This is a genomic window from Xanthobacter nonsaccharivorans (genome assembly GCF_043194755.2).
In the GTDB taxonomy this organism is placed as follows: Bacteria; Pseudomonadota; Alphaproteobacteria; order Rhizobiales; family Xanthobacteraceae; genus Xanthobacter; species Xanthobacter autotrophicus_G.
Genome location: NZ_CM195526.1, coordinates 226722 through 243617, shown reverse-complemented (window position 1 = coordinate 243617; position 16896 = coordinate 226722). Strand labels below are relative to the sequence as shown.

Here is a 16896-nt window from a genome sequence, read left to right as displayed (position 1 = left end):
CGCAAATCTGAGCTGCAATGTGCGGCAAATCCCTGCAAATCCAGGAACGACCACAAACCGACCGAGCCGCGATGTGTGGCTTTTTATCCCGCCCTCCGTCGGTCGGCTCTTCCGCTGCCCCGCAGTTCCCCGCAAGACTTGCGACGACACTGGATGCAAAGCGGGAAAGCACGCATTTCATCGCCCCTCCCCTTCCACTGCCGGCTTGCGCACGAACAGGCCAGGGGATGGCGGCATGAGCGCCGACAGATCGATGATCACTCGGTCGTTCGATGCTCGGGCGGACGGTGGCTCGGCGTCCGCGGAATGGTCACCACCGGTGACAGCCGGGCGCACGACGAAAAGCGGCGCACGCTGCCAGGACAACTCCTCACCATGGGCAGAAGCTGGTCGATCCGGCGTCTCCCCACCGATCATCGGCATGACCTTCGCAAGGTAGGCAACGGTCTCGGCGGGCAGCGCCTGGCCGGTCCTACGGTGCATGTCATAGCTCTCCGGGCCCGCATCGTACGCGGCAAGCATCGCCTCGACGGCGCCATAGCGATCGTGCATCTGCCGCAACAAGGCGGCCCCGGCGAGGATGTTGGCGCTGGGCTCCCAGGGGTCGTCACCGAGGTCGTACTTGGTGCGCAGCGCCTCCCACGTGAGGGGCATGACCTGCATCAGGCCGATGGCGCCCCGAGGCGACAACGCCCGTGCATCGCCGCCGCTCGCGGCCGCCATCACGGCGCGGATCCAGCGCTCGGGAATGGCGAAGCGCTCGGCCGCCTCGGCAATGGGTACGGCCCAGGGATCGGAGGATGCTGCGGCTGCCGATGGGCGACCGGAAGGCGGTTCGGCCATCACGCCGGACGGCAGGCCCGCGATCATGGCGCAGGCAACGAGCAGTGCCGCGATCACTGGCCGGGCAGCGCAGGCCCCACCGTCCCGCCGCGCCACCAGCCTGCCATCATGCGCGCTGCGGTCCAGGGCAAGGCTGCGCCGGCGGCTGACGTTTTCCGGACGGGCCATGTCGGACGACGTGCCCGCCTCCCGGAAAACAGGCCGCCGCCCTTGACCTCCCCTGCGCGTGACGGCCGCCCGACAGGTGATCGGGTCGAGGGGATTGATCCGCGTTCGACCGATCGAAGGGATTGGAACTGAGAGGTCGTGAAAGCGATGGGAGCCCATGCCGGTCACCCCTCGCCGTCGCGCTTCGTCCGGCGCGACCAATGCAGGGTCCAGGTGTCTTTCCGCGTGTCGGACTCGAACAGCCGGGCGCGCATCGGCTCGGCGAAGGCGGGATCGTCGATGGTCATCGAGAGGTAGGTTCCCGCTTTCTCGCCGGTGCGGTCCCAGGCGGCGCCGACCTCCAGCCCGTCGAAGAAGACGCGATGGTCGGGGGCATTCTCCGCATCCGATCCATCGGCCGGCAGGATGGCGACCTCGACGTCAAGTGTGAGGGTGCGGACGCGGCCGAAGAAGCCGTCGCCGTTGCGGGTGAAAGTACCGATCTGGGGCATGTCGTGGGGCCTTTCTCAGGTTGGAGGCACACGCCGTCATGGCGCGTCGGGGAGCGGCGCGCGGAAGGCGTCCGTAGCCGGATCGGGGTCGTGGGGGGTCCAGAGCGGGATCGCCCGGCCCACCACGGTGGAAAGGGGAAGCGGCCCGAAATACCGGCTGTCGAAGCTGTCGGGGCTGTCCCTGTTCATGAGGAAGGCTTCGCCGGCGTGCAGCATCCGGCAGCCCTGCCAGACAGGCAGTGGACGGCCGCGGGTGTCGCGCAGGCGCGCCTGCCCGTAGGCCATGCCATAGGCGATGATCTCCGCGCCGGAACGGCAGACCTCGGTGCCGCCGAGCGCCAGCACGCGCTTGATGAGCGGCAGGCCGCGCGGCAGGTAGCCACGCGCGTCGAGGAAGGCGGCCAGCCCCTCGGGCGGCATGACGACGGCAAGATCGGTGACGCCAACGGGATCGCCGGACACGATCCGGTAAAGCCCGATCGGCACGCTGGCGGAGGCATTCCAGATGAAACGGATGTCGGGCCGGCTCCAGGCCGGCGCGACGACGAGGGTCACGCCAGCGATCATGGCGGCGAGCGTCAGGCGGCGGCCGGTCAAGTCCGCAGCCCACGGCGGCGCAGCCAGGCGCGATGCTGCTCGGGCGTATAGGTACGGAACGGCTCGGTGACGGCGACGCGGGTGTGGATGTGCCGCCAGTGGTCGGGCGCGACGTCTGCGGCCGCAATGCCCTGGGCTTCGATGGCATTGATCGCCCCCAGCACCGTCTCGACCTTCGGCCAGCCTGCGACGCGCAAGAGAATGTCGCCGCCGGGCTGCACGAAAGCCAGCGTCTGGCAGGATTCGCCCGGTGCCGGCGCGCGCACGATGTCGATGCGCGAGGTGATGGTGCCGTGCGCGTTGCCGGCCCAGCGGACGCAGGCGAAGATGCTGTCCGGTGCGAACGAGACGATCCGCCGATGGCGGTCAAGGCGCTGCTCCCCGGCGATCCGGCCGAAGCGGATCCAATGCTCGATGCGATTCTCGCACCAGGTCAGGTGGACCAGCGTGTGGACGCTGGGAGTGTCCCCGGCTTGCATGTGTGTCGTCATTGCGGCGCTCCATCTGTGAAAAGCACGGCGAGACGCACCCGCGCTCGCATCGCCATGGCGGCGTCGATCTCGCTGCCGAGAGAGCGGCGGCCGGAGGTTTGGCAGGGCGGGCAGCTCGTGCGGAATCAGGTCGAGGGACCGTGATCCGCGATCAGGGCGCGGCAGGCGCCGGCGCGGTTCGCCATGATGCGATGTCACGCCTCTGCGAAGACACATGCGAAGCGCATGGCGGTGCCTACCAGGCGTCAACAGATCCGCGATGCAGCCGATCGCGTTAGGAAGAATCCGTAGGATTCTTGTTAGGTAAGTTAGAGGGGGCCGACTCCGCTTTTCGTATCGGATGCTTACGGGGTGTTTGCGTTCCGGATAGTACGGGGTTCGTGTTCCTGAAAAGACGGGCTCCCGCGTTCCCGATCGTACGGCGCCGTCCACAGCCTTTCCACCGTTGCCGGGGAGCGGAAGCATCGGCGCGATCATGGCGCAGCCCTCGTCCGCTTGCGGCCGTCTGGCTGGAAGGTCAGGCGCCGGCGGCCGTCCGGATCGTCGATGAGCGCGAGGCGATAGCCGGGCAACGGCTGGCGTTCGACGATGGCGCGCAACTCGAAGCGAAAGCAGCCAAACATTAGTTTCGATACGCCGGCTTCAAGTTGATCGGCGCGATTCACGCCGCGAAGTGGTACGTACGGACCTCCTATCGCTTCGTGATGGACCGCCCCACATGGGCAGAGTCGCCTCCACGATGAGCCGGTTGTTTGATCGAAACTGCCGGATATCCCAATTGCTTATCCTCAATCAATGATCCGATCGGCCTGTTTGAGCAGTTCGTCGGGAATGGTGAGCCCGATCGCACTCGCGGTCTTCTGATTCACGGTGAGCACCCGTCGCGACTCCGTTTCGACGGGAATTTCGCCCGGCTTGGTCCCTCTCAGAATCCTGTCCGCCAGCTCGACCATGCGGGGCCATGTATTGCGGACGCTCGTTCCATAAGAGATCAATCCCCCGGTGTGGAATTCGCCGCCAGGAAAGATCGTGGGCATTCGCCGCGTTGCGGCGGCCTCCGCGACAATTTTCCCGTCACGCAGGGGCATCGGTACCTCCAGCACCAGAAGTGCTTCTGCCCCGTTCTTCTGCATGTCGTCGAGTACCGTGGCATAGTCGGGAGAGGGGCCGCCCGCAACCTTGCGGACAATCGGCTCGATGCCGAGTTTGCGCGCCGCGGCCGCGTTCGCGCGCTCGATCGGCGCAAGGCCGCTGGCATCGGCGCCTGGAATGGTATCGTCGCTCAGAATGCCAACGCAGGTGAGGTTCGGAAGTACGCGGCGTAACAGTGCCACTTGGCGGTCAGCCTGCTCCGGGTCGAGACTGGTGATCCCCGTCACATTGCCGGCCGGCCGCTCCATGCTAGCGACGAGGCCCAGCGCCAAGGGATTGGTGACGATCGAGAACACGATCGGGATCGTCGATGTCGCGTCTTTCGCGGCTCGCGATGCGGGGCCGCCGAGCGTGAGGATCACGTCGACGCCGAGTTGCGTCAGCTCGGTCGCGAGCGCGGGCAATCGGTCGAGCTGACCTCTGGCATAGCGGGGCTCCAGCGCGAAGCTGGAGCCTTCCACATATCCCAGTTTCGCGAACTCGGACTGGAAAGTCTCGATGACGGGCTTCCCGCCGGGACTCGGCCCCGGCCCGCCATTGATGAGAAGCCCGATTTTGATGGCTTTGGCTGGCGCCTGGGCGCGTAAGGGACCAGACAACAGGCCAAACGCGGCCGCAGAGATCATGAACTGGCGGCGTTCGATCATGTGAGCCTCCTCGCAAAGGTCGAACGATAGACCTGCGGAGTGGGTTCAACTTCACCGCGATCTAACTTTTCCTAATATTCGCGCCGTCGTCCTAGCATGAACGATATCACGCTTGCGGTGCGCCGATGCGGTACGTCTTCGACGACTTTACGTTCGACACGGCCCGATATGAGCTTCGCCACCGGGAACTGGCCCGGCCAACGGCGCCTCAGGTGCTCGATCTGCTTGCCTATCTGATCGAGCATCGGCATGAAGTCGTGACCAAGGAGAATCTCGCTGCTGCCGTCTGGAGCGGACGCGCCGTGAGCGACGCCGCGATCACGACACGGCTCAACGTCCTGCGGAGCCTGCTGGGCGACGACGGACGGCAGCAGCGGTGGATCAGAACGTTTCCGCGCAAGGGCTTTCGCTTCGTCGGCGACGTGCATGTCGAAGGCTCGCAGCCCGCCCGATCGCATGCGGTGGCGAGCGAGCTGCCGTCGATCGCGGTCCTGCCGTTTGAGAATCTGTCCGGGGATCCTGCCCAGGATTTTTTCGGGGATGCGCTTGCCGACGAAATCCTGACCGAACTGGCGCGCTTGCGCTGGCTTCTGGTCATCGCGCGCAATTCGAGCTTCACCTACAAGGGCGGCGCTACCGATATCCGAGCGATCGGCGCCGACCTCGCCGTCAGCTACGTTCTGGAGGGAGGAGCCCGCCGCAGCAACGGTCGCGTCCGCGTCACCTGCCGGTTAGTCGAGGCAAAGACCGCCCGACAGCTATGGTCTTCGCGATATGACTGTACTGCCGCAGATGGGCTCGACGTCCTCGACGAGATCACGGCGACCGTCGTCCTGCAGCTGGCGCCAGCGATTCTCGAAATGGAACGTGCTCGGGTCGCACGTCTGCCGCCGGAAAGCCTGAACATCTGGGAATCCTGCCAGCGCGGCATCGCTCAGATGCTGCGGCATTCGGCGGAGGGTTGCATAGCGGCTCGACAATTCTTCCAGCAAGCCTTGGCTCTCAAGCCGGACTATTCGCCGGGATTAGATGGTCTCGCCTGGTCGCATCTGATGGAGGCCTCGGCATTCGGCCGCGCCTCGATCACGGATGCGTGTCATCGCAGCGAGCAACTGACGCTCAAGGCTCTGGCGTCTGATCCCCGCAATGCGAGCGCTCGGGCGCGCCTTGCGCTCGTATTGCACCTGAGAGGCGACAACCAGGGAGCTGTTGGCGAAACGGAAGCCGCTTTGGTCGCAACCCCGAACTGCGCGGATGCCTATGGAGTCCAGGGCGCCGCCCTGGTGTTTTCCGGCAGACAGCCCGAAGGGCGTGCGGCGTTGGAAAACTTCCTGAAATTGAGCCCGCGCGACCCCGCACGTCCCATCAGATTGTCTCAGCTCGCGGCCGCATTTTATTTCGAGACGGATTACGAGAACGCCCTGCGCGTGACCAGGCAGGCGATCCGCGACTATCCGGCCGTACCGATGGCCTACCGATGGATGGCGGCCTCGCTTGGTCAACTCGGCCTCACGGCGGAAGGCGCACGCGTCGTTGAGGCGCTGCAACGACACCATGGCCCATCTCTGGCAACCTATGTGGGTAAGCCGCCTGCCTATTTCCGCCCAGCCGATCACGAGCATCTGATGGAGGGACTGGCGAAGGCCGGTTGGCGCAGGTGATGTTGCCAAGGGCTCATGCTCGTTATTGCGAGGTCCAGCCACCGTCCATCGGGATCGCCGCGCCCGTCACGTTATGGGCCGCCGGATAGGTAAGCCAGAGCACAAGAGACCCGACATCCTCCGGCATCGCCATGCGAAGGCTCGGTTGCTTCTCGCCCGGCAGCTCCGCGCGTGAGCGATTCCGCGAATGGACCACTTCAACACTCTTGAGAACGATGGGTGGTATCTCATTGCAACGATTCGGAAGGAAATTCTGACGTGTGCCCCAGCCGATGAGGTGTGGGACGCGATCCGCGACATCGGTCCTCTGATGGAGGCCGGGGCCGAGGCGATGAAAATCGCCCTGGACAAGCTGATGCGAACGGTGAGCTGAACCAGGCGGCGCGTCGCTTTGAAGGGTAAGGCTTTTGTGCGTGTCGTTTCATACCCTTTTGGTGGAGCCGGGCAACCTGCGGGGAGGGAGCCGCCAGGCTCCCGTTCGCCCCGGTCAGGGCTGGAGCGGACGCCGGAGCATAACTTGGTTGAGGCAGCGGCCAGCGGCCCGGGACACCTGGGCGCCCGCTGTAGTGCTTCACTTCATTTCCACCTCAGGGGTCGCGCAGGCCGTGGCCCACGTGCAAATAGCGTGGTGTGCGAGCATGGTCCGGAATGCGACCTGTGTTGAATATTGATATGCTTAATAATGGGAAACGCCTCTGGGGATCCGGCCATGCCGACAAATGCGGTATCTCGTCACTATGTGGCCGGTGGGGATCTCGCCCGAGCTATTGCGGAGAGACTGCGGGCGGCCGGGAAGGATCTTGAGCGACTTGCTGCAGGGGACCTCGCGAGCGTTGACGAGTTTCATGTGCGCGGGAGAAAAGCGACTCTGGAGTTGGCTGCATTTTTGAACGTCAATTCAGGATCTCGCGTGTTGGACATTGGCAGCGGGTTGGGCGGACCGGCACGCACCGTCGCCGAAGCCTATGGGTGCCACGTTACGGGCATAGATCTGACCGAGGCGTTCTGCGATGCCGCCGCGATCATGAGTAGCTGGGTGAGGCTCGCTGACCGCGTAGAGTTCCGCCAGGGCGATGCCACCCATCTGCCTTTCGATGACGGCGTCTTCGATGCTGCAATGACCATACATGTGGCCATGAACATTGCCCGCAAAGACCATGTGTATGTGGAGGCGCGGCGCGTCCTGAAACCCGGTGGTCGTTTCGTCGTCTACGACATTCTTCAAGGCGAAGGCGGCGACGTCCTCTATCCCGTGCCTTGGGCGCGCGCCCCTTCGATCAGCCATCTCGCAACGCCTGAGGAGATGCCGCGACTTTTGAGCGATGCTGGATTTGGCATCGTTGCGGTCACGGATTCGACTGAAGAAAGCCAGCGCTGGTTCGAGGGGGTGGCGCAGCGCGCTGCGGGCACGGCGCCGGGAGTGACATTCCAGGCATTTCTGGGCGACGACTTTGCCGAGATGGCTCGCAATCAGGTCGCCAATCTTCGCGAGAGGCGGATCCGCACGGTTAGCTACGTTTGCGAGGCTTGATCAGTGGATGTCGACCTTTCCTCGCCACAGGGTCCCTCGGCACCATCGCCACGCTCGCGGTGCTTGTTGCTGTCCTGCCGAAGGCAGAGGCGGCCGCAATGAGCTCCATCGCTCCGCTCCGGCCCGAGCGCGATAGGCTGACTGGATCAGCAAAAACGCGTTGCACTGGGGCCAGGCGCTGGCGGGTAAGCCACGCCGCCGCTTATCAATGCGGAGGCAGAATGGCGTAGATCTGATTTATGTCGCCCGAGATCTCCCCGCCATGGTCATTTCAACGAAAAACACATTGAAAGAACCAATGTGGGAATAACCCTCCACGGCTCAGAGGCAATGGGTTACAAGGCCATCGGTCGCCCTACATGAGCCGCTGGAGCACAGGCGTGGTCAGCTTGACCAGATCAAGCGACACGGCGTCACCGCCACCTCGAGCCACGATCTCAGTGTAGGCGCCGAGATCTCGATGGACGGTAGCCGGCTCTCCGAGCATATGTTCGTGGTCGGAATTATTCGTCTGAGCGTGATCTGTCTGCGCCTAACAATACTCGAATTGCGCCAGCCCACCCAGATCAACCGTCAGGCGACGGAATATCCTCCCACGAACCTGAGTTCGCAGATTGACACCTGTCAATCGGAGGTTCTATCTTTTAGCGTGCTAGGGAAGAGGCGTCGGCTAGCCTCACTTCGTATAGTTGTCGCTGGTGGTCCTCGCAGCCTCGTCGGTCAGGGAGGCGCACATGGCGCAGAAGCCGATCGAATTCGAATTACCAAGCGTCAATCTCGGGAGCGGAGAGTCGGCTGACCGCATCCTCGACGTGCCTTACGCCCAGCAACCTGCTTCCAACTGGTGCTGGGCGACCTGTACGGTCATGGTGGCGCATTTTCTTCTGAACAGTTCAATAAAGATCTGCCAGTTGGTTTCGACGCACTTCTCAGCTCAACAATGCTGCGACGGTGCGCCGACGGAAAACAGCGCGACGGCCAACAGCGGGTCCGCGTTTTTCTGGGCACAAACCCCCTGCAATAAAACCATCAAGGTCTCGCAAGTCAGTCCGCTTTACGCGGCCCTCGGCATTCAATCTCAGCATCGGGGGCGAAAAATAGACTTCGCGACGCTGGCCGATCAGATCGCAACACTTGGTTGCCCGGTTGAGGTGGCCTTCTCCTGGCTTGGTGGTGGTGGGCATGTCGCGCTCGTGAGGGGCGTCAGCATGAAATCGCAAATGGTTCGAGTCAGCGATCCGTGGCCCGATACGGGAGATGTGATCGTCCCATTTTCGCAGCTGGAGACAGCATACGACAGGGGCCAGTGGTTTGATTGTTGGACGGACCTCCGCAAGCAGCAGGAGACACCTTCCGATGGTACAATTTGACAACATCAGCGATGATGAGAGGAAAAAGGTAGCGGAAGAAGCGGCGCATCTGCTGCTGCAATTGCAAACGCCGAATCTCGGCGGGCCCGGCGCGCCAATGGTTCTTGGTAACTCTATTGCTGAACAACTGATCACGCCGCAGTGGGTGGCTGCTGAAAGCGATAGCGACGCGAAACCGTTGTTGCGGGCGACGGGACAGACCATTTCCATCGTGGAGACGCGCGCAAGCAACGGCGAAACGGCCGGCGGAGCACCAACACCCCAAGAGGCTGTCGCTTATGTGCGCCACGCCACAGGGACAGGGCGTGACGACAAGGCCGTGCAGATCACGGCGGTGTCGAGCTCGGCCATCGCCGGCCGAATTCGCGATGGCCTCGCATGGATCAACGCCAATGTTTCAGGTGAGCCGATGGTACGGGTATTGACCGCGCCAGCTTACCAACTTACCGCACTTGGCCTTTTTGCGGACGACGAGTTAACGGGCGTACTCATAGTGACCCCCATGGCTGGCGGGCTACCCATTGCCAATGAACAGCTTTTGACGCCAGCAGAGTTTCGTCGCCGGCTTCGCACATTTCCGCCCATTCAAGGCCTCGAGCCCTAGCGTGTTTTCGAGCGAACCGGACGCCGGTTTCGTAGTAAGAAAATGCGATCATCAAGAAGCTGGAGCCCGATTCTGATTCAATCAAAACGGAAATGATCTCGGGTCGCGGGATCGATATTGCCCTTGCGTTCATCGGTTTCTATGATATCATTTTGTTTAGTGGTTCACTTATTTGCGACGAACTGTCGTTATGGAGGGACCTATGACCGACGCAGAAAAGAAAACAGCTGTACTTGTTGCATTGGTGAAGGCTGGCGTTGTCGATTTGGAGAGCCTTGCCAACGGCATTGTCAAAAACCTGCCAGCAGAATTTGAGGCGGCCAATCTGGCCACCAATCTGGACCCGGACTTGGGAGCGGCTTCGTCCGGCACTATCGTTGGGCGGTGGTGCGTGTATAACCACCAAGAACAATCCTAACCAGCAGGATCGGTGAACGGCTCCGCTGTGATGCATGATGCCGGCCGACTGAATTCATGACACGTTCGGCTGCCGCACGTAAATCGGCGGCCGAAAAGTCAACCTGTGTAATCGACAGGGCCACAGAGCCACGCTGTTCCGCCGCAGTAAAACAAGAGAGCCACATCATTCCAGATTCGTGAATTCAAAAAACCTCAGCCACATATTTGGTCGGTTGGCGTGGGGCTTGCGCACAATGTTTCGCGAACGATTTTGGCCTTGATTCAAAACAGGGCGAAAATTCGGTTCTTTACCTGATCACCGCAATTGCGAATTGGAATGAAGGTAGTCCGTGATTGAATGCGCGGGCTGCATTCTTGTCCGGAGGCGGCTTTCGGTCGTGTGGGGCGCGACAGTAGCGGTGTTACCTCAAGTGCCTCTTTCGAGAGTTCGACGACGCGCAACGGATGCCTGTTGTGCGTAATCGTAACATTCCAGGCGCATCGGCAATGTGCGGGCACCCGAAAATAGTTTCACCACCTCGCATGTTCACACATGACGATGACCTTACGGCATCGGTCGCGTCGTTTTCGACGGGATGCATGCGCTGGCTCTCGTCGAACGCCGAGCATCTGCTAGACATCGCCTTGCGAGCAGACGAACGACAGCAAGACACCAAACGCGTTAGCAGTTATAAGCTCTTAGCCGAGATTGGATTGATGTTGATGCTCTGCGGGCGTAGCGGCCAGTTCGCTCGTTCGGAGGATTACCAGGAAATCCTCTCAGCTTTTGACGCGGCAGTCGGCAAAATTAGGCTACCAACCGAAGATCTGCCGTCCTGCTTACGGTTCCTTTCGGGGGTCACGCCGGCACTAGAGGTCAATGGACTGAACAGCGATAGGTTTCGGGACGATTTAATGCGCGTATTGAGGCAAGACATGCTTCATGTTCGCGATCAAACGCCATGGAGCATTCTAAGCCTGACATATTTTCTGGATCTATGTGGCATTCAGCACAGCCTCCCAAGCTCTGAAGATCTTTACTTACGGTCGATTCTTGGCTCAAGACCGCCAATTCATTGCCTCTCAAATCATGAACTGTATGCACTCAGTCATCTAATCTTCTTCTTTGGCGATTTTGGCGACAATCGCGGCTTTTTCACACGACTGCCGGATCACAGGCCACTGTCCATATATCTCGATCACGTGACAGCAGCCTGCCTGATCGACGGAGACTGGGACCTGACGGGGGAGTTTCTCATTGGCTATGAATGCATCGGGGCGGACCACTCGCTCATGCGCGATTTCGCCTGGCGACAGATTTTGCAGCATCAGCGTCCATCGGGCGAAATCGATGTGCCGCGTCGCATCCAGATGAAGAGCGATCAGTCGGACGCCAGCCCACTGGGCATGTTCGAGCGGCACTATCATCAAACTCTGGTGAGTATCATCGCATCCAACCTCTATGCACAGCACCATGTCTAACACGGATATGCGACAGGCGTGGCTACCGGGGTTGTGGCATGGCGTTCGCAATTGGCTCGTTCCGCTATTTCAAACAGACGCGGAATTTCCACTGCCGCAGATGCTGCTTGGTACGCTCACGGCGCTGCTGATCGAAAAGATCTCACCTTCGGACGGCAACATTCTCAAAATGATCGTGCAGAAGTGTTCACACGCAATCCGAAATTGTTCGGATGCCGACTTGTATCAGTGCAATCCCATTCAGCTCACGTTAGCGATCCGGCTGATCGAGGGACAAGGTGTGCCGCTTGCCGCCAGGGCGATGGAATACCTCACTGACATCGAAGAAGCCATCAATAGTGGGGCGTTGTTTCATTGGCAGGTACCAGCGTTTGATCTGCTGATTCGAAGGCAGCTCAATGTCAGTGCAGGCGCGCCCTTCGATCTCGGCACGATCGATCACTACGCAAGCAATTTCGGGCAGATCCTGGGGCAAATCGAAGGGGATTCGGCATTCGGCATGAGAGCTGCGGACATCGGCCCGGTCCCGCGTGCTCTTCTCTACGCCGGGGCGTCCCGCGCCATGTCCCGCAACGATATTGCCAGCAGCGCGCGCGCGCTGCGCTGCCTCAACTATGTCACGCCTGCGAATGAAGGCAGCGCTGAGGTGCATCACTTGTTCGATGCCATCTGTGCTAGGCAGGAATCGGTAGGACATTTTGGAGCTGATCCGAAAGCCCCCGGAGACGAGCTACGACGGGCGTTCGAGTGCCTTTGGGCGATCGCTGAGGTCAGCACACCTTATCGCTTGTTCATGGACGTGGTGCCTCCGTCCGGATCGGCAGGCAAGCCCTCGCAGCGAAACGCGCCGTCGCTGCTGCGATAAGCGAAAAGGGACGCGGAGGGAACCAACGCTTCGTATTCGGGGAAGTCCTGCTCAACCAGAAGCTGGTGCTCAAGCATCAGCTGAAAACGGACCTTTCCCGTCCTTCCCGCTTCGTCCGGCCCCCTTCCCGCTCCGGTTATTTTTGGTCGCGCGGATCTCCATGGTTACATACCTTCCCGCCTGGCTATATCGAGCCTGTTGGCTTCAGGGGAGCGTCGCATGCGTGCCGTTTTTGTCGATGCCAGCCCGATCCTTGCGGACGTCATGGAGCGCCTCCACCGTGCTGGTGATCCGCCCTTGACCGTGCACCGCGACCCGAACGTCTTGCCGGAGGATCTCCCGGTGATCCTTGACAATGCGCAGATCGCCGTGATCGACCACACTGAACCGCCCGGCTTCACCGGAGGTCATTTGGTTTAAGTCACACCGCCATTTCCTGCTCCTCGAGCATGGCGTAGTAGCGCTCCTCGGCTTCAGCCGGCGGAATGTTGCCGATGGGCTCCAGCAGCCGGCGATGGTTGAACCAATCGACCCAGGTGAGTGTCGCGAACTCCACGGCCTCGAAGGAGCGCCAGGGACCACGCCGAGGGATAAGCTCGGCCTTGTAGAGGCCGTTGATCGTCTCGGCGAGGGCGTTGTCGTAGCTGTCGCCGACACTGCCGACGGAAGGCTCGATACCGGCTTCGGCCAGGCGCTCGGTGTAGCGGATGCTGACATATTGCGAGCCGCGGTGGCTATGGTGCACCAGAGCGCCGCGATGAACGAGCCGTCGCTCGTGAAGCGCCTGCCCAAGAGCATCCAGCACGAAGCCGGCATGAGCCGTCCCGCTCACCCGCTAGCAGACGATGAGGCGGGCGTAGGCATCGATCACGAATGCGACGTAGACGAAGCCAGACCAGGTGCTGACATAGTTGAAGTCCGACAGCCACAGCCTGTTCGGCGCCGGGGCATGGAAAACCCGGTTCACATGGTCGAACGGGCACGGTGCCACCTTGTCCAGCATAGTCGTACGGACCGGCTTACCCCGGATCACGCCGGCAAGACCCATGCCCCGCATCAACCGTTCGACCGTGCAGCGAGCCACGTCGAACCCCTCGCGCATCATCTGTCGCCAGACTTTGCGCGCACCATAGACCTCGAAGTTCCCGGCAAAGACCCGAGCCACCACCGGCCGCAAGGCCTCGTCCCGCTTCACTCGTGCCGACAGCTTTGACGGATCGAGCCGCTGGGCGACATGAGCATGGTAGGTCGATGGGGCGATCGGCAGCAGTTTGCAGATCGCCCCCATACGCGCCGCGATGATCGTCAATGAACGCGATCATGTCTTCGACCGGCGGCCGTGCTCCACCAGGGCGAAATACGCGGATGCCTTGCGCAGGACCTCGTTCGCCTGCCGCAGCTCGCGGTTCTCGCGCTCGAGGGCCTCCAGCCTCGCCGCCATGTCCGTCGATACGCCGGCCCGCTTGCCGGCATCGACCCGGATTTCTTCACCCACTCGTTCAGTGAGTGCGCCGAGCAGCCGATCTTCGCCGCAATCGACACGATCGCCTACCAACGCGAAGGGTGTTCAACCTCGTGCTCCAGCACCAGCCGCACAGTCCGCTCGCGCACCTCGGGCGAGAACTTGTTCGTCGTCTTGCTCGTCATAGCCCCATCCTCTCAGGAGTTGGGGCCTCCGGCAAAGCCGGGACGGTTCAGTTCAATCGGGACCACCTCACCGTTCTCTAACGGGTCAGGGCTGCTGCGTGTTTGGAGCGGCCGGGAGCTGTTGAAGAAGGCGAAGGCCCGATCATCGGCGTCGAACACCATCTCCTGGGTCTCCCGCAGATACGTTCCATGATATAAAGTTCTCCGATGACGGCGCAAACCGACATCGAAGTGGTTGCCAAAGAGGTCATCGCCTCTCTGTCCAACCATTCTCAAATTCGGACTTTTTCGTCCCGGCCGGGCGGATTCACGATAGAGCAAGCCTATCTGGTTACTCCACTGCTCCGCGCGGCCTTCGAAGCCGACGGTGAAAGAATAACTGGTCGAAAAGTCGGCTTTACAAACCGCAAGATGTGGACGGAATTCGGAATTAGATCCCCAATTTGGGGATACACCACTAGCCGAACGACGTTCGAACTCGCGGACATGCAGGTTTTATCCCTGAGTGAGTTTTCCGAGCCCCGCATTGAACCTGAGATTATGTTTGGCCTGAAGGCGGCGCCAACGCCCGCTATGAGCGACAGCGCGCTGGTCGATTGTGTTGAGTGGGTGGCTCTTGGTTATGAGATTGTGCAGTCGATTTTTCCTTCTTGGACGTTCGCGGCTGCAGACACAGTCGCTGCGAACGGCCTGCATGGGGCCTTACTGATTGGAAAGCGCCACGCAATCGCGCCGCGCAAAGCGGAGTGGCAACGCGAACTGACCAAATTCGAGGTTGACCTATATTGCAATAACAAACTGATGCAGAGCGGCGGTGGCGCGCTGGTGCTCGGCAGTCCGCTTGTGGCGCTGCGTCATCTCGTTGAATTGCTCGCGAATGATCTACATAACCCGCCATTGCGCGCAGGCGAGAGTATTTCGACCGGAACGTTGACCTTGGCGATGCCGATCAATCCCAGAGAATGCTGGACTACAATGGCTCTAGGTATTCCGCTCGAAGAAATCTCCATTAGATTTAGCTAACGGGATGACAAAGACCACTCTCGTCGATGCGGAAGCAATCCAAGCTCAGGCCTTCCACCATCCTCCAGCGACCCGTGTCAAGCGCAGATACGGGGTGACGTGACACTTAGGCTAGATGTCACAAATGCGGGTCGCAAGCAGTTCGACCCTTGTATGCTCAGCGCCTTTTGCAGACATTGGCGCCAAGCCGAAATGCCGAATTTGGTTTTCTACTTAAGTACTGAATTTGGGTTGGCCCGCGGCGACGCTTCGCGCATGACGCCCTGCCAAGCGAAACCGTGTTGGTCTTACTCTTCGGCAGAAAACCTCGGCAACTCCACCCGCCAGCGGCTCACCTGACAGCCGACTCGCTATAAGATGGCGAAACCAAACAAGGTGGGACCCGTGGCCGAACCGCTGACTGCACAGCTGGAGGCGCTTGTCACTTCGCCCAGGGAAGACCTGGGCGTCGAGATAAAGTCGTGGCTGGACCTCACGAACAAGGGCGACTGCGCCACCCTGGCAACGACCATCATCGCCCTAGCCAACCATGGCGGCGGGTTCATCATCCTCGGGATGCGAGAGACCGAGGCCGGCAAGTTCGAGGAGGCGCCAGGTCGCCCGGTCATCTTGGCGGGCTACAAGCAGGACATCATCGCCGGCATCGCCGCCACCTACGCCGAGCCGGCCATTCAAGTCGCGGTCTACCAAGTTAATGGCGGCGCAGGTGTGTACCCCGTCGTCCAAGTCCCCGGCGGTCATCGAACGCCTATCCAAGCTAAGAAGGGCAGCCCGGATCAAAAGACGCTGTTGGTTGGGCGTGTCTACATCCGGCGGCCTAAGCCGGAGAGCGCCGAACCCGGAACGGCGGCGGAATGGCGCGAACTGATCGACCGATGCGTACGAGCAAGTCGCGATGATCTCCTAGACGCCATTCGTGGCATCCTTGACGGGCGCGAGATGCAAAGCCTCCCGCTGCCGCCTAGCGAAGAAGCGCAGCTCGCCGCCTGGGCCGATGACGGCCTGGAGCGCTGGATCGCGCGGGCGCCCATCTCGCCGACGATGGAGAAGCTCCTCCCACCAGGCTTCTACCGGGTGGCATACAAGCTCGTCGGTCAGACCACTCCCATCGAAGCCTCTGATCTGCTGGAGGCTATCAACAGCGCGACTACGCGGCATACAGGCTGGTCGCCGTTCTGGGTACCGACTCGCGACGGTATCAAGCCCTATGTGAAGGACGGGGCGGTCGAATGTTTTATCGCCGCCGAAGACGCCCGGCGCATGGTGGACGACCCGGCCCATGCCGACTTCTGGCGGGTGAGCCCCATCGGCGAAGCGGTGCTGATCCGGGGGTTCGATGAGGACAGCTACCCCGAGCGCATGAAGCCCGGCACGGTGTTCGATGTCACCTTGCCGGTCTGGCGCATCGGTGACTGCCTCCTTCAGGCCGCCAGGTTTGCGGCGGCTATCGGCCGGCCTGACGCAGAAATCGTGTTCTCTGTGAAGTGGAGCGGCCTGGCGGGGCGCAGCCTAACCAACGTCGAAGGGCGTCGACTGATTGACGAAGGCTACGTCTCCCACCAGGACACCCTTGATCGGGTGATGACCGTCCGGGCGACCCAGGTGGCCGTCAGCCTGCCGGAGATCCTGTTCGAGTTTCTAAAGCCCCTCTATGCGCTCTTCGACTTCTTCCAGCTCCCCAAGAGCCTCGTCGATGAGGAGGCGCAACGCCTCCGCCAAGGTCGGTTCTGACCCATGACCGAGGCGAAGCCGCCGAGCCTCCAAGGCCCGATGCTTGCGGAGTCGTACAGGCCGGTCGTCTAAATCCCGGCCGTCAAATCCCTGTTCCTAGAACTCCACTGGCGGGACCTGCTGCTCGGCACGGCGACGGGGGCGCTGTTGGCCCGAAACCAACAATCGCATTACACGGTCATCACCAACCGGCA

At 61.4% G+C, this 16896-nt stretch carries 19 protein-coding genes, 2 pseudogenes and 1 other annotated feature; of the genes and pseudogenes, 11 read left to right on the top strand and 10 right to left on the bottom strand.

Annotated features, from left to right (window positions below):
• Positions 1–177: 177 nt before the first annotated feature.
• From V5F59_RS01115 to V5F59_RS01090, 6 genes and pseudogenes are all read right to left on the bottom strand, one after another.
• Positions 178–1170, bottom strand: a complete 993-nt coding sequence (locus V5F59_RS01115) for a lytic transglycosylase domain-containing protein (protein ID WP_393979527.1) — start codon at positions 1168–1170, stop codon at positions 178–180.
• A 5-nt stretch (positions 1171–1175) separates the two neighbouring features.
• Positions 1176–1502 (bottom strand): DUF736 domain-containing protein, encoded by a 327-nt coding sequence (locus tag V5F59_RS01110; RefSeq protein ID WP_393979525.1) that lies wholly within the window; start codon positions 1500–1502, stop codon positions 1176–1178.
• Between the two features lie 36 nt (positions 1503–1538).
• Positions 1539–2099: a S26 family signal peptidase gene (locus tag V5F59_RS01105; RefSeq protein ID WP_393979523.1), complete on the bottom strand. Its 561-nt coding sequence runs from the start codon at positions 2097–2099 to the stop codon at positions 1539–1541.
• Complete coding sequence (locus V5F59_RS01100; protein ID WP_393979521.1) at positions 2096–2590, bottom strand: DUF2840 domain-containing protein; 495 nt, start codon at positions 2588–2590, stop codon at positions 2096–2098. The genes V5F59_RS01105 and V5F59_RS01100 overlap by 4 nt, the downstream gene beginning before the upstream one ends.
• A 473-nt stretch (positions 2591–3063) precedes the next feature.
• A pseudogene (locus tag V5F59_RS01095) lies at positions 3064–3201 on the bottom strand (replication initiator protein A); the annotation flags it as partial.
• 177 nt (positions 3202–3378) lie between these two features.
• Complete coding sequence (locus tag V5F59_RS01090; RefSeq protein WP_393979519.1) at positions 3379–4389, bottom strand: ABC transporter substrate-binding protein; 1011 nt, start codon at positions 4387–4389, stop codon at positions 3379–3381.
• Between the two features lie 125 nt (positions 4390–4514).
• Between V5F59_RS01090 and V5F59_RS01085 the strand changes: the two genes are divergently transcribed.
• Entirely contained in the window at positions 4515–6050 is a 1536-nt protein-coding gene (locus tag V5F59_RS01085) for a winged helix-turn-helix domain-containing protein (RefSeq protein WP_393979517.1), read from the top strand.
• A 22-nt stretch (positions 6051–6072) separates the two neighbouring features.
• Here V5F59_RS01085 and V5F59_RS01080 read toward each other — a convergent pair whose 3' ends face one another.
• Complete coding sequence (locus V5F59_RS01080) at positions 6073–6246, bottom strand: SDR family oxidoreductase (protein WP_393979515.1); 174 nt, start codon at positions 6244–6246, stop codon at positions 6073–6075.
• On the opposite strand from V5F59_RS01080, the gene V5F59_RS01075 reads away from it, so the two are divergent.
• Positions 6238–6423 carry a hypothetical protein gene (locus V5F59_RS01075; RefSeq protein WP_393979513.1) on the top strand — a complete coding sequence of 62 codons (186 nt, stop codon included), beginning with the start codon at positions 6238–6240 and terminating at the stop codon, positions 6421–6423. The genes V5F59_RS01080 and V5F59_RS01075 overlap by 9 nt on opposite strands.
• Positions 6424–6759: 336 nt before the next feature.
• Positions 6760–7581 (top strand): class I SAM-dependent methyltransferase, encoded by an 822-nt coding sequence (locus tag V5F59_RS01070; RefSeq protein ID WP_393979511.1) that lies wholly within the window; start codon positions 6760–6762, stop codon positions 7579–7581.
• A gap of 355 nt (positions 7582–7936) precedes the next feature.
• Here V5F59_RS01070 and V5F59_RS01065 read toward each other — a convergent pair whose 3' ends face one another.
• The gene (locus tag V5F59_RS01065) at positions 7937–8068 is read right to left on the bottom strand and encodes a DUF2274 domain-containing protein (protein ID WP_393979509.1); all 132 of its coding nucleotides are present in this window, start codon (positions 8066–8068) and stop codon (positions 7937–7939) included.
• 247 nt (positions 8069–8315) lie between these two features.
• Here V5F59_RS01065 and V5F59_RS01060 point away from each other — a divergent pair, with 247 nt between their 5' ends.
• The 6 genes from V5F59_RS01060 to V5F59_RS01035 all read left to right on the top strand — a co-directional run bounded on the left by V5F59_RS01060 (position 8316) and on the right by V5F59_RS01035 (position 12721).
• Positions 8316–8951, top strand: a complete 636-nt coding sequence (locus tag V5F59_RS01060; RefSeq protein WP_393979507.1) for a papain-like cysteine protease family protein — start codon at positions 8316–8318, stop codon at positions 8949–8951.
• The gene (locus V5F59_RS01055; RefSeq protein WP_393979505.1) at positions 8938–9555 is read left to right on the top strand and encodes a hypothetical protein; all 618 of its coding nucleotides are present in this window, start codon (positions 8938–8940) and stop codon (positions 9553–9555) included. Before V5F59_RS01060 ends, V5F59_RS01055 begins: the two co-directional genes overlap by 14 nt.
• 202 nt (positions 9556–9757) lie before the next feature.
• Positions 9758–9973, top strand: a complete 216-nt coding sequence (locus tag V5F59_RS01050) for a hypothetical protein (protein WP_393979503.1) — start codon at positions 9758–9760, stop codon at positions 9971–9973.
• A 581-nt stretch (positions 9974–10554) separates the two neighbouring features.
• A complete protein-coding gene (locus V5F59_RS01045; RefSeq protein ID WP_393979501.1) occupies positions 10555–11436 on the top strand; it encodes a DUF6895 family protein in 882 nt (293 codons plus the stop codon).
• Positions 11429–12301, top strand: a complete 873-nt coding sequence (locus tag V5F59_RS01040) for a hypothetical protein (protein WP_393979499.1) — start codon at positions 11429–11431, stop codon at positions 12299–12301. The genes V5F59_RS01045 and V5F59_RS01040 overlap by 8 nt, the downstream gene beginning before the upstream one ends.
• A 219-nt stretch (positions 12302–12520) precedes the next feature.
• Positions 12521–12721, top strand: a complete 201-nt coding sequence (locus V5F59_RS01035) for a hypothetical protein (protein ID WP_393979497.1) — start codon at positions 12521–12523, stop codon at positions 12719–12721.
• A gap of 1 nt (position 12722) precedes the next feature.
• On the opposite strand, the pseudogene V5F59_RS01030 reads toward V5F59_RS01035, so the two are convergent.
• Together V5F59_RS01030 and V5F59_RS01025 are read right to left on the bottom strand one after the other, a co-directional pair.
• Positions 12723–13948: pseudogene (locus V5F59_RS01030) on the bottom strand (IS3 family transposase).
• Positions 13554–13665 (bottom strand) — a sequence feature (AL1L pseudoknot). It overlaps the preceding pseudogene by 112 nt.
• Before the next feature lie 12 nt (positions 13949–13960).
• The gene (locus V5F59_RS01025; RefSeq protein WP_393979775.1) at positions 13961–14110 is read right to left on the bottom strand and encodes a hypothetical protein; all 150 of its coding nucleotides are present in this window, start codon (positions 14108–14110) and stop codon (positions 13961–13963) included.
• A 45-nt stretch (positions 14111–14155) separates the two neighbouring features.
• Here V5F59_RS01025 and V5F59_RS01020 point away from each other — a divergent pair, with 45 nt between their 5' ends.
• Positions 14156–14971, top strand: coding sequence for a 2-keto-4-pentenoate hydratase (locus V5F59_RS01020; RefSeq protein WP_393979495.1), 816 nt, complete (start codon positions 14156–14158; stop codon positions 14969–14971).
• A 384-nt stretch (positions 14972–15355) separates the two neighbouring features.
• On the top strand, positions 15356–16702 hold the full coding sequence (locus V5F59_RS01015) for an AlbA family DNA-binding domain-containing protein (RefSeq protein ID WP_393979493.1): 1347 nt from the start codon (positions 15356–15358) through the stop codon (positions 16700–16702).
• Positions 16703–16896: the final 194 nt, after the last annotated feature.